Source organism: Microbulbifer thermotolerans, from assembly GCF_900112305.1.
Taxonomy (GTDB): domain Bacteria; phylum Pseudomonadota; class Gammaproteobacteria; order Pseudomonadales; family Cellvibrionaceae; genus Microbulbifer; species Microbulbifer thermotolerans.
Genome location: NZ_FOKT01000005.1, coordinates 414,094 through 426,545 on the forward strand (window position 1 = coordinate 414,094; position 12,452 = coordinate 426,545).

General features: G+C 47.3%; 10 protein-coding genes. 7 read left to right on the plus strand and 3 right to left on the minus strand.

The window, feature by feature from the left end; all coding sequences use genetic code 11:
* Nucleotides 1-738 precede the first annotated feature (738 nt).
* The 5 genes from BM155_RS10540 (at nucleotide 739) to BM155_RS10560 (ending at nucleotide 9,650) form a co-directional block, all read left to right on the plus strand.
* Entirely contained in the window at nucleotides 739-2,367 is a 1,629-nt protein-coding gene (locus tag BM155_RS10540) for a S8 family serine peptidase (RefSeq protein WP_074902968.1), read from the plus strand.
* 411 nt (nucleotides 2,368-2,778) lie between these two features.
* A complete protein-coding gene (locus BM155_RS10545; protein WP_074902970.1) occupies nucleotides 2,779-3,813 on the plus strand; it encodes a permease in 1,035 nt (344 codons plus the stop codon).
* 71 nt (nucleotides 3,814-3,884) lie between these two features.
* The gene (locus BM155_RS10550) at nucleotides 3,885-4,283 is read left to right on the plus strand and encodes an ArsR/SmtB family transcription factor (protein WP_067154776.1); all 399 of its coding nucleotides are present in this window, start codon (nucleotides 3,885-3,887) and stop codon (nucleotides 4,281-4,283) included.
* A gap of 399 nt (nucleotides 4,284-4,682) precedes the next feature.
* Entirely contained in the window at nucleotides 4,683-5,372 is a 690-nt protein-coding gene (nfi, locus tag BM155_RS10555) for a deoxyribonuclease V (RefSeq protein ID WP_074902972.1), read from the plus strand.
* A 1,452-nt stretch (nucleotides 5,373-6,824) separates the two neighbouring features.
* Complete coding sequence (locus BM155_RS10560; protein WP_082817512.1) at nucleotides 6,825-9,650, plus strand: di-heme oxidoredictase family protein; 2,826 nt, start codon at nucleotides 6,825-6,827, stop codon at nucleotides 9,648-9,650.
* Between the two features lie 558 nt (nucleotides 9,651-10,208).
* On the opposite strand, the gene BM155_RS16785 is transcribed toward BM155_RS10560, so the two are convergent.
* Nucleotides 10,209-10,595, minus strand: coding sequence for a hypothetical protein (locus BM155_RS16785; RefSeq protein WP_067154770.1), 387 nt, complete (start codon nucleotides 10,593-10,595; stop codon nucleotides 10,209-10,211).
* Nucleotides 10,596-10,712: 117 nt separating this feature from the next.
* On the opposite strand from BM155_RS16785, the gene BM155_RS10570 reads away from it, so the two are divergent.
* Both BM155_RS10570 and BM155_RS17295 read left to right on the plus strand, forming a co-directional pair.
* The gene (locus BM155_RS10570) at nucleotides 10,713-11,021 is read left to right on the plus strand and encodes a hypothetical protein (protein ID WP_074902974.1); all 309 of its coding nucleotides are present in this window, start codon (nucleotides 10,713-10,715) and stop codon (nucleotides 11,019-11,021) included.
* A 261-nt stretch (nucleotides 11,022-11,282) separates the two neighbouring features.
* Nucleotides 11,283-11,444 carry a hypothetical protein gene (locus tag BM155_RS17295; protein WP_175487782.1) on the plus strand — a complete coding sequence of 54 codons (162 nt, stop codon included), beginning with the start codon at nucleotides 11,283-11,285 and terminating at the stop codon, nucleotides 11,442-11,444.
* 93 nt (nucleotides 11,445-11,537) lie between these two features.
* Here the strand turns inward: BM155_RS17295 and BM155_RS17085 are convergent, their stop codons facing one another.
* Both BM155_RS17085 and BM155_RS16790 read right to left on the minus strand, forming a co-directional pair.
* Nucleotides 11,538-11,843 (minus strand): hypothetical protein, encoded by a 306-nt coding sequence (locus BM155_RS17085; protein ID WP_139223222.1) that lies wholly within the window; start codon nucleotides 11,841-11,843, stop codon nucleotides 11,538-11,540.
* The coding region (locus BM155_RS16790) for an RHS repeat-associated core domain-containing protein (RefSeq protein WP_139223223.1) at nucleotides 11,844-12,452 on the minus strand (609 nt) is incomplete at its 5' end. It abuts the gene before it with no gap.

The following is a 12,452-nucleotide window of genomic DNA, read 5'->3' on the forward strand; positions in this document are numbered from 1 at the left end:
AGCCACGCTAAATTTAGCAAGTGCTCAAATGTACATGGAAGTGAAAAGCGGGATTGGCATGGACGTTTCGATTCAACGCACAGCCTAGCAGATGCAGCGGGACGTGATTCATGCACTGCTGGTGTGTGAACTGAAAACCCGCTTCGGCAAGTGGCAGCTGAGCTACGGCTGGATGCTACTGGAGCCGGGATGTATATCCTACAGCTAGAGCTTGTTCACACTAATTATTGTGTAATCGCGTAGTGGAACTCACAGCGCAATAATTCAAAACTATCGAACATTTGCTGCTGGTCCCTCGTGGTAATGTGAAAATATCTAACCTGCGGGTCATAAGTGTCATTCTCTACGTGGCTGAGTATGGCTGTAAGTGGCTAAACAGTTCGGTCGCTGGCATAGTATCTACGTGCGAGAGAATTGATGGCTGAGCAGGATGCACTAAGGCAATAAATAGAGCGTAAACTCAATACGCTTCATCGCAAGATAAAAACTAAGAGCGGGTCTTAAAGTAATAAAAATATTTTCGCTAAGACTTTCGATAATCCCTTTAATGTTTAAATATCCAAATCGTAAAAAGCAAAAAACAATTACTATACCGAAGCAAAAAAATTTGATAGTTTAAAAATGATCGATACGCGCCAATCTTAATAAATTTATCAAAAGTATTTTGTACTGCCGTACCGATCATACATCGTTAAGCTTCACTTGCAATCTCAAATCTGTACAAATATGAGGAATGACATGAAGGGAAATATATTGTCACGTACATTTTTGGCGGCCATTTTATTTTTCATCTTTTCCAAAAGTGCTATTTCGGCAGAAATTTATTTGTCAGAAAATAGCGAAACCGATAAATATGTCGTAGTACTAAAGGATAAAAAAAATGGCAATCGTGAGCTAATATCAAAATATGCTGGTCTGAAGCATTCAGAGAAGGCTGCCTTGATGGCATATGAAAATAGGCTCAACATAAGAAGGGTCTACAATGAAGTTATTAACGGATTTGTTGTTGAAGGAGATTTAGATTCAGTTAAGGAATTGAGCAAAAATCCAGAAGTTGAATATATAGAGCAAGTTGGAAAGGTCTCAATCTCTGCTACGCAATATGAAGCGGTATGGAATCTTGATAGAATAGATCAGAGAAATAAAAATTATGATGGAAAATATACCTATGATAGAACCGGTAGTGGCGTAAATGCATACATCATCGATACTGGAATCCGCATCAGTCATAGTGAATTTGAGGGAAGAGCTAAAGCCGGATGGGACTTTGTTCTCAATCAAGTGGGTGACGGCACCGACTGTCATGGCCATGGTACTCATGTAGCGGGTATTGTCGGTGGGAAAACTTACGGCGTGGCCAAAGCTGTAACTCTAACCGCCCTTCGCGTCTTGGCTTGCGATGGGTATGGAAGTAATGACGATGTTATTGCAGCGCTCGAATGGGTTATACAGAATGGCAAAAAGCCGGGCGTGATCAACATGAGCCTAGGAAGTGGCGCCTCATTAGCTGTAGATACTGCTGTTAAAAATGCAATTAATGCAGGCTTTGCTGTAGTCGCGGCCGCAGGAAATGAAGCCCAAGACGCTTGTAACCGGAGTCCTGCAAGAGCGAAGGAAGTCATCACGGTTGGAGCAACGGATCGAAATGACCGCGTTGCCTGGTTCTCAAATTATGGGCAATGTCTCGATGTGTGGGCACCTGGTGTAGATATCATCTCCGCCGATTCCTCCAGTGATAAGGCCTCTATACTCCGAGATGGAACTTCCATGGCCGCTCCACATGTTACCGGTATTGCCGCCTTATATCTTCAAGGCTCACCCAATGCGTCGGCCAATTCTGTTATTAATAATATCATGGGTAAGGTAACTTACGGAAAGCTAGTAAATATTCCTCCTGAGCGTGAGTGCCCAAACCTGCTCGCCTACTCTAAAGGCACATCAAATACCTATACTGCCATTCACAGATACTATAACGGCGAAGTTAAAAATCACTTCTATACAAAAAACTGGTCTGAGTTACAATCTGCTCCGACTCCGACATGGAGATATGAAGGCGTTATCGGCTACGCGTATAGAAAAAATACTGAAAATACCAAGCCTTTCTACCGTTACTATCATTCAGGTGTGAAAGATCATTTTTACACTACAAATTATGGTGAATTAGGCTCAGGACATTCCGGTTGGGTCTACGAAGGTATTGCCGCATACCTACCAACAAGTGGTAACACAAAAGATATTTACCGATATTACAACAGTATGGTAAAAGACCATTTTTACACTACAAGTTGGGGTGAACTTGAAGGTGGAAATTCGAATTGGAAGTATGAGGGTATAGCTGGAAAGATTTTTGCCGGCCCCCAAGACTAAATGGAACTATAGAGATTTTTATAGGAAAAACCCAAAATAGCGCCCATCCTTCATAGATGGTCGTTCGAGCCAGTCTTAAATAAGACTGGCTTTTTACTAGGGGATGTTCACGCCTATTGCGTGTGATCGCGTAATGAGACTACGGTGTAACTAAGCTAGTTTTCAATGCTGCTGTCGGTATCTTTTTAAATTGATCGCGCCAGACATGTAACACCGTGTCAAGACCACGGGAGAAGGCATGTTGGCGCAGGGGGAGCTCAAGGCATGTGAAGGCCGAGGTTGTATCGGCTTAATAAAGGTAGCTTCAGTCCATTCAGGGCAATTCCAGGCTTGACAGGAGGTCAACTTTCCCAAAATATATGCACGAATGCGCATATGTGCATGTATTGAGGTTAAACAGGAGATGACTTAATGCAAACGGAGCTCTGGGCGCAGGCCCTGCAGGAATTTATTCATATTGGCGGCTGGTTGTTGCTGATCATTGCGGTGGTGTCGGTACTGACCGGTGTGGTGCGGCACTATATTCCACAGGAAAAGCTGCAAAGCAAACTGCAGCAGCACGAGAGCCGGGGGCCGATCATTGGTGGTTTTATGGGCATACTGACGCCTTTCTGCAGTGCCGCCATGATTCCGGTCATGATCGGTATGGTGCAGATGGGTGTGGCGACCGGAACCGTATTCAGCTTTCTGATTTCCGCCCCTCTGACCAACTTTGTCGTGGTTGGGTTGATTATGGCGACCTTCGGCTTCAAAGTTGCGGCAATCTACTTTGTGCTGACGCTGGGCGGCGCCATTGCTGCGGGCTACATCATTGGTGGGACCAGCCTACGCCACGACGTTAAGCGTGATCTCATCAAATCAGAGGCGCCTGCCTGTGCCGCTGCTGCGGAAAATCCGGCGAAAAACCACGAAGTGCAATACATTATGGAGGAGGAAGATCGGGAGCTGGGTGTGGAGACTTCGGGCTGTTCTGCTGCAGCAACAGCCACCGCAACCTGTAGCGGTCCCGCCCTGGCAGCGGTCTCAGTATCTCATCAGGAGCGCCTGCAACGGGCTCTTCAGTTTGCCTGGGCCTTATTCAAAAAGATCACCCCTTATGTGTTAATCGGTGCCGCTATCAGCGCCGTATCCGCCATCTTTCTGCCCGCTGATATCGTGGAAAAATATGTGGGCAATGACAATTGGTTCGCGATCCCCGTGGCTGCGGTAATCAGCGTCCCGCTCTATCTGCGTATCGAAATGGCCTTGCCATTGTTGGATGTGCTGATCTCCAAGGGGATGGGTATGGGCGCTGCTATGTCACTGCTCATCGGCGGTACTGGGGCGAGCTTGCCGGAGATTGCGATTGTATCTACGGTGCTGAAGCCCAGGGCGGTTGTGGCTTTTGTTTCCATAGTACTTTGTATGGCCATCGCTGGGGGCGTAATATTTAGCTTCGTATTATGAAGCATGACAGCCGTGATCGGCCCGGAGCAGGTCGCGGCTGCCTCCCCGACTATCGGAACAATAGGAAAGCGATGCTGACAACCTATGTTGATACCCTCAAGGCCCTGGCGGACCCCAACCGACTGCGATTGTTCTGGCTGCTGACGCAGATTGACCAGCGCGTCTGCGTGGCCGAGGCTATGGACGTTCTGGGCGATTCTCATTACAACGTGTCGCGCAATCTGAAGACGCTACTGAAAGCAAATCTCCTAACGGCGAGCCGGGAGGGAAAGTGGGTGTTTTACACGCTCAACAATGACGGCTCCGCGTTCAACCAACAGATACTGGCCGCAGTGCGAGAGATCCCGGCGGAGCGTTTCCAAAAGGAAATCAAACGCTGTCAGCTCCGCCTTGCCATGCGGAAAAACGGCCAATGTGTGGTTGGGCCTAACAGTGAGGAGTGGGAAGCCGCGCTGGCTGCGAGCGATTAGTGCCCCAAGACACGAATTTCACCTTTTGTCTTTAATTCTTTGATGCAAAGGGTTCATGAGCCGCAGGATAACGGCGGGGAATCTTCTTTCCGACACCTTAGGATGTTGACGTCCCGCAATACTGCGAAATGGTAATTTAATGCTTGCGGTAGTGCTTCCTGTGGCCTTTCGTATCTGCCTCTCGACCTTCTGTCTTTCGTCACTATAGTGGTGAGGGCGAGCAGGGCGATTTGGCCTTAGCGGGAGGCTGCTTTTGATTCGCCGGTTTGTTTTATCGGTATCCTGAAATGTCGAGCATCCGCTTGTTCGTTATTCTGCCGATGGTATCCTCGAGTTAAGATGCTGGGCATGACCAGTATCATTATTGAATTGATATTCTCAGAACTTGACCACTGACTAATGAACCCCAAGATTAATCATTCATGGAATCTCACAGAGCTGCAAGCACGCCACTTACAACAAGAACTGGCTGCTAAAGTAACAAGAGAAGATCAGTTCGAGGAGATACAACGTGTCGCAGGTGTCGATGTGGCTTATGACAAGCACAGCGATCAACTAGTGGCAGCAGTGGTTGTTCTGGATGCGAATACGTTAGAGATTGTCGAAACGGTAACTGCCGATGACCATGCCCAGTTTCCCTACATTCCTGGTTTGTTTTCCTTTCGTGAACTACCTCCTCTTATCAAAGCGTTTGCCAAACTCAATCATTCACCGGATTTAATTGTATGCGACGGACAGGGCTATGCGCACCCGCGCCGGTTTGGTTTGGCCTGCCATTTAGGCGTGCTATTTGATATCCCGACAATCGGCTGTGGTAAGACAAAATTGCTTGGTGAGTATCAGGCGCCGGATACAAAAAGAGGCGCAACAGCACCTCTTATCGACAACGGTGAAGTGATTGGTAATGCACTGAGAACACAAACCGGCATTAATCCGATTTATGTCTCTATCGGCCATCGCATTTCATTGGAAACTGCGTGTAAATGGATTTTGAATCTCTCGCCTAAATACCGCTTGCCGGAGACAACGCGGCAAGCAGATCACTTGGTACGAATCGCATCGAAATCGCATTTTATAGATGCCCGGTAAAGAGCGAGAATCTAACACCGCCTTTTCTTAAGAGGTGGTGTGAGCGTTTACTGTGAACAGTATGTATAGCAATCTAAACTCTATGTCTTTATTTCGTTACAGAGAATTAACTGTCCTTTGTTCTATTTAGTGCTTGGAGCCTGGCAACTCGTAACTTTGGTATCGGCCCACTAAATTTCTCCTCTTTTCTGGAGTTTCTGGATATAAGCCAGGAGAGGTATGCGTAATTAAGCTGTTTGATTTATTGCTCTTACTGCTTGAAACCAAGTTTCTTGAAACTAAGATACGTTTTACTACGGTCTGCAATTTCTGCTCCCAGCTGCGTAGTTGCCCATTCCGGCCGATTCTATCTCCTCAAAAGAAGCCCACCCTGATTCACCTCCACTAACGGAGAGTTTTGAGTCAGGAAGCAGAAATTCAGGCGCCTCTGGGTATATAGGGTTCTGCTCTTGTACTTCATCCGGAGCTAACCAAACAGAGTTACACTCATCACACATTATGACAACTTTCTTTCCGTCACTACACCTGAGGAAACCAAGTATTCCATCACCACATATAGGGCAATTTTTTTTAAGGTAATACATACGTTCTCCTATGGTATAACCGGGAAGGAACTAACAACATTGTTACCATTATCTATAACAAGTCTCAGGTGCGTAGCCCGTGGCGGACCATGTGCATTGCGCCACTGCCCACCTACATAACTAACCCTTTGATTTATGGGGAAAAATAAACGTCACTTGCCAGAACTCTTCCTCTGTCTGGATTGACCGTGTGTATGACAATTGAGTCTCCACTGAGAATTTCCGTCCAAGCCTCATCGGTTAATTGCAGAGCTCCTGTCGACCATCAAATTACACCATCATCGGCCTAAACATGGAAGGAAAGAAAGAGCTATTGGACTCAAATTGTCTGCCCAGGAATGTGCACCCCACTGGCTAAGCGGCCTATATCAATGCTGACTGCGAGCATATTTATGTCTGGACTTCTATCTATCAAATTTGTCGATGTGCATGAAACTAGAATCCCATGAAATTATTCATGAATCTTTTAGTAAAACTATTAACAAAATTAAATCATTTTAATGGGCCTGGATTCAGGTCACATGTTTGGCCAAGGGCTGATGTTGGGAACTTATCACCCAATTATAGATGTTATGAGTGAGCACGAACTTACAAGGATTTATCACCAGTATTCTCCGTCTGGTATGCGATACAGTGGCGAATTTTTATCGCCATATGGAATTTATTGAGCACTACCGCAGCTCAAAATCGGAGACAATGTGACGAGGTAGACGATTTCGGTTTCTTGTTTTGCACCATGTTTGAAGATCCCCCAAAGTGGGACGACATCGGCCGCCCGACTGCCTAGCTTCAAACTCGAGGTGAACTGATACGAGCGTGACGCGCTCGCGCTCAAATATTAACAATTGTGCTGAAGCGAGACTCGACCATGCGTCTATTCACGAAAATACGTGACACTATTCCCGTTTCCGAAATTTCTTTGCTAACTTGTGCTGCCGTTGCTGTGGCTCTCGTGCTGCCCCAGAGCGTTCTGGCGCAGCAAACCAACTTGGCAACGGGGGCAAGTGTTTCTGCCAGTACTGAAGCTCTCCCCGCGAGTAACGCCATTGATGGAGATACCGGGACACGCTGGGCGTCCTTCGGGCAGACAGACCCTTCCTGGATTGCACTGGACCTAGGCCAGCCCTATGACCTCGACCGGGTCGAAATATTCTGGGAGGCTGCCAACCCGGAAACTTATGAAATCTGGGGTTCCAATAACGGCGTGGACTGGGACACATTAAGCGTACAGACAGGTGGTGAGTTTGGACATCGAACCGACATTGTCGATGTCGATGGTGTGTACCAACATGTACGTATTCAGGGGATTAGCCGCAGTGTCGGAAATTATTGGGGTTACTCCATCTGGGAGCTCGGTGTATTTGGCAGCTCGACGAATTGCGATTCAGGCTGTGTGGTAGAGCTGAATGAGAGCACCTTTCAAGCGCGGGTGACTGGTGGTGATATTGTAGATATACACTATTCAATAAACGGCGGCGGGCAGAGAAATGTGCGCATGACCGAAGAAGACGGTCTTTGGACCTACAATATTACCGGGTTGAGCACCGGGGATGTGGTAAATATTTCCTTTACAAAAATTACCGGTGGCGTGGGTGAAAATATCCCAGCCAAACAGTATATATTTTCCGGTCAAGGTGACTCATCTTCATCCTCTTCTTCGTCCTCATCTTCATCTTCTTCGTCTGGCGGCAGCTCCGGTAGCTCTGGTAGCAGCAGCTCCAGCAGCTCTTCGGGAAGCTCGTCTTCCGGCAGCTCTTCTTCCAGTGGCTCCTCCTCTGGTGGCTCCTCCCCTGGTGTAGATCTAGGAACTATCGTTCCGCTCTACGACAGTAACACTGTATTGGAGCCGGCCATTACTTTTGAAACACCGACGGCGCTGGTTACCCGTTTTTCGGATCGCGCGCGGGATCGCCATGCTAGGGAGGATATGTTTCAGGCTTACGATCATTATCTGAGTTTTTACTGGGAGCATCGTACTATATCCGTCGAAATTATTGATGAGGTCGCCAAGGGCGGTGATTCGGTACGTATGAACGTGCGCACCCAGTTCAAACTGAGTGATACCGAAGCAGAAAACCGTTGGTTTTATCGCGGTGTTGGAACGGTTGCTGAGTACTGCGACAACGGTGTGATGGTGGTGGTCGATCAGTACAACTATTACAAAGAGCGGACGTATAACTGCCGTGAGGGCCGCAATATTCAGGTAGGAGACAAACTGGAATTTGAAATCAGCCAGTTCCTGGACCCCAGCGTACCCAACGGACGCGCCAATTATTACGGGACTACCTTTTTGTACATTGTGGGTGAAGGATTAGTGCCTTGGGATGTGGGTGGCACAACTCCATTGGGCGGAATCAAAGACTCAGTCAAGATCCCTGAAAGTGCCTGGCTCGGTGGTGACACCACGATACACGCAATGACATCAGGGGAGACAGATAACCACTATATGCAGATGGCCACTAATATCGGCTATGACAATGCGCAGCCGTTTATGCGAGGGCGTCGTATTGTGCACAGTTCCGCCGTAGATGGTGTGCACGATGAAAACCCGGTGGCTAACCCGCCCTTTACGCCGATGATGGGGCTCGCCGGTCCGCACTATATCAACGATAGTTGCGCCAGCTGTCACGAACGCAACGGTCGAGCGGTACCGGCCGCCGTGGGCGAGCCACTGGATAAATGGACATTCAAGGTGGCCGCTGCCGATGGCAGTCCCGATCCGTATCTCGGCTCCACTTTACAGCCAGAAGCCATTAATGGTGCAGCCAGTGAGGGGCAGGTATCAATTGCCAGCTGGAGTGAAGAGAATGGGCTCCGCTCACCGAATTTTGCGTTCACCGGAGTGGTACCGGAGCGATTTTCTGCGCGCATTGCACCGGCGATCGTAGGTATGGGATTGCTGGAGGCTATTGATGAAAGCACAGTAGTTGCGCTGGCGGATCCTGATGATAGTAATGGTGATGGCATTTCCGGGCGCGTAAATCGCGTAATTGACCCGGAAACTGGAGAGACAAGATTGGGTCGCTTCGGCTGGAAGGCCGGTGTGGCCAGTATCCGCCACCAGATAGCTCGTGCACTTAACACCGACATGGGGGTAATGACGTCAGTATACCCTCAGCCTGATTGCGGCAGCAGCCAGACTGACTGCGGTGCGACAGGCGCGGAACTTGATGATAGCCACTTGCAGGATCTGACCAAATACATTGCGCTACTGGGCGTGCGCCCGCAACGGAATTATGATGATCCGTCGGTATTGAATGGCCAACAACTGTTTACTGATATCGGTTGCGCCAGTTGCCATACCCCGACACATCAAACCGGTGAATACCACCCGTTTGCAGAATTGCGCAACCAGACCATCCACCCCTATACAGATCTTTTGTTACACGATATGGGACCGGGTCTTGCGGATAATCTGGGTGAAGGAGAGGCCAGCGGTGCCGAATGGCGGACAGCTCCACTTTGGGGGCTGGGGCTGTCGGCCTGTGTTACCGGTGGGGTGATAAACCCTGAGGGTGGACAGGGCAATGAAGTGTGCTCGCCACAACACGGGTATCTGCATGACGGTCGTGCGCGTACTATCGAAGAAGCGATTCTCTGGCACGGCGGTGAGGGTCAGGCAGCCAACGATGCTTATCAGAGCTTGAATAGCTCACAAAAGCAGGACCTCCTGAACTTCCTGACATCGCTCTAACTTTTTTCATCGTCCACGAAAATTCAATTCAAAGCGCGGAATTTATTCCGCGCTTTTTTGTTGCTGGGTTTCTGTTTTGCTGTGTCCAGGTTGGGGCTCTGCGAAATGTGAGCAACGGATTTTAATTTTTGCGTTAAAAAGGTGGCGCTTCTTACGGAGTGCAAGTGATAAGAATAAACACATTATGAGGAGTCAGCGATGTCTAGATCTCTATTTCTCTGCACCGGGCTTGTAGTGGTCATGGCTGCAACGCAGCCTTGAACGGAACGCTGCGGAACTGTTTAAGCCGGAAGACGAAATTGCCGGGTGTCCAGTTTTTAGCAAAATTTTGTTCGTTCGTATGGTTTCGCGCAGCAGTACATTGCCGTCCCAAAAATGTCGATGCGTTTATTACCATCGATTTTGTATTGAATAGCCAGTCTGATGAGAATGCACAAGGGGCAAGCCTTATTCTATGCGTATCTGTGTGATTGTTTTTCTGGTGCAAATTTTTTGGACGCATTTTAAACATTTAATTAAATAAAAAGCGTATTAGGCTGCAAATTGTATTGAAATAACTTACAGTTCTATTTCCTCGCTTTTACCATGCTCTGGTCTTGTTTTTATAAAATTCATCCAAGAGATAAGAGCGATTCTAAGCTGTTCTAATGTAATTTCTTCAAAATAATCCTCTTCAAATAAAGAATAGATTTTTGCACCATTAATAGTTATCAATGCTCCCCAAGCCTCCCTGTCCCAACTAGCAGATTTAGCCTTACCATTAACGACTGAGTCTATTTTTTCAATACCCTTCTGAATCCAAGGAATAGATTGGATATAAGGGATTCCTCCGTCGTCCATTAGAAGGCAAGATAAAATACTTATATCATCTTTATTAAGATTGTCCGATGTACAATATGGAAAAACAAACTCTTCCGATATTTTCCATGAAAACATAATCTTCATGTTTTAATCCTAAAAATCAGTTTATGGACGCCCTTAAAACAAAAAAGCTTTAGATGCCAGCCATATTGCAACATTTTTTTATTTACAGAAATACTGTTTATCCATACAGAAAATTGAATGGCCAAAATAGGAGGCCTGCACAAATCCCTGATTTCTCGCGAAGCTAATCCTTACTACCATTGCGTATCCCGCTGCGTGCGCCACGCTTTCCTGTGTGACCGAGGTGAGCGACTGCCGCCGATTCTAGAACGGCTGCAGATCGACCCCAGGCACTGGCTCTACCTGAACCGTAACGTCGAAAGCCGCTTCAAGCCTCTGATTGGTGCTACTTACTCAGTGCGCAACGTCTGCAAGCGATTTGCAAAGCTCTGGGTTCACGGTATCCGTGATTGCACACGCTATTTCTCTTCTCCACTTATTACTTGAAACCAAGACTATTTCTAAATAAGGATCTTCAGTGTAGTTGTTATATTCCCTTATCGGGGGCGGTGACGGCGTGGCTGTAGGCGTAGCGGGTGGTGGGGACTTTTCGATTACAGTTTTATGGGGGCCCGAAATGTACACCTTTGCCGTCCTGGTCCCAGTCGAATTGGTAGCTGTAGGTGGGCTGGCTGTCGATGGGGGCGCCCCATTGGCGCAGGCAGCGGGCGCTGGGGCTTTTCGATTACATTTTATGGGTGTCCCGAAATGCGTTCAGTTGCCGAAGGCGTCGTAGTGGTGGGTGATTTTGGCCTGGCCTTGCCGGTCGGCGATGAGGCTAAGGAGGGTATTCTATTTTATGGGTGTCCAGAAATACTGCAGCTGGCGATCCACTTCCCCGAGCGCTTGGAGAAATACATCAGTCTGTGAGGCTATTTGGCTGACACAGAATTTTGAACACCCTCACACCCTCACACCCTCACACCCTCACACCCTCACACCCTCACACCCTCACACCCTCGCTTAATTTTTAATTCTTGATAATTTGTCCCTTAGGCATATGGGGCAAACCGGTTTTAGTTCTAGAGATAGCTCAAATGCTTTTTCTTCGGAAGTTATTACTTGTCTAAGGTCGAAATCTATATGCTGTTGTACTTCATTAATAAAGTCATCATCTACGTAAAAGTGATAGAATTTTCCAGTTTTGTCTTGGTAAGTTATTTTTTTTATATTAATTTCTTTTTCTTTTCCTAAAACAAAGTCTAATACTTTTTCAGAGACTAGGCTGGCTATATTGCCTCCGTGAGTGGAACATTTTATGTACGCCATTTAAAAACCTGCTTTTTTCAAAAATTTAAGCTCTCCAAGAGCGGAATTTGGGACATCTATTCCTCCCTTTCTTAAGACCTCACAAACATGTGTTACACAGCTGTTCTGCTTTCGGTCGTATTCGCCAAGCTCCTTCCATTCTATATTCTGTTGGTACTCTTGGGCTTTCATTGCGTTGGGTAATTCGAATATATTCGAATGTGCGATTGGTTGAGAAGGGGGGTAATCGTTCACGCTAACAATTGTTGTGGTGCTGTGATCTTCTGCCGTTATAACTTGGTGTGTGTGTAATACTTTCCCATTATGAGATACTTCTACACTATAGTGTCCGAAAGGGTTCTCTTCTGTTGGAGTATATTTGTATATTGTTGCCTTTCCTTTTGGGCAATCTCCTGGTTTTGCAGTCAGGCCCCAAGGGTCGATCCACTTCAACGGGTTGGGTACATATAAATAGCAATTATGTCCTCCCAGTAACCCAATCGGGTCCTGCTGCGTAAAGGCCCCAACCTCCGGATCATAATACCTGAACCGGTTGTAGTGCAGCCCCGTTTCTTCGTCGTAGTACTGTCCCTGGAACCGGATCGGTTGTTCGATGCGGTTGCAGTGTTT

What these genes read in the sequence shown, in the direction of transcription:
- BM155_RS10540 (WP_074902968.1), top strand. Translation starts at nt 739, where the DNA reads ATGAAGGGAAATATATTGTCACGTACATTTTTGGCGGCCATTTTATTT.
- BM155_RS10545 (WP_074902970.1), top strand. Translation starts at nt 2,779, where the DNA reads ATGCAAACGGAGCTCTGGGCGCAGGCCCTGCAGGAATTTATTCATATT.
- nfi (WP_074902972.1), top strand. Translation starts at nt 4,683, where the DNA reads ATGAACCCCAAGATTAATCATTCATGGAATCTCACAGAGCTGCAAGCA.
- BM155_RS10570 (WP_074902974.1), top strand. Translation starts at nt 10,713, where the DNA reads ATGGCCAAAATAGGAGGCCTGCACAAATCCCTGATTTCTCGCGAAGCT.
- BM155_RS10560 (WP_082817512.1), top strand. Translation starts at nt 6,825, where the DNA reads ATGCGTCTATTCACGAAAATACGTGACACTATTCCCGTTTCCGAAATT.
- BM155_RS16785 (WP_067154770.1), bottom strand. Translation starts at nt 10,595, where the DNA reads ATGAAGATTATGTTTTCATGGAAAATATCGGAAGAGTTTGTTTTTCCA.
- BM155_RS17085 (WP_139223222.1), bottom strand. Translation starts at nt 11,843, where the DNA reads ATGGCGTACATAAAATGTTCCACTCACGGAGGCAATATAGCCAGCCTA.
- BM155_RS17295 (WP_175487782.1), top strand. Translation starts at nt 11,283, where the DNA reads ATGCGTTCAGTTGCCGAAGGCGTCGTAGTGGTGGGTGATTTTGGCCTG.
- BM155_RS10550 (WP_067154776.1), top strand. Translation starts at nt 3,885, where the DNA reads ATGCTGACAACCTATGTTGATACCCTCAAGGCCCTGGCGGACCCCAAC.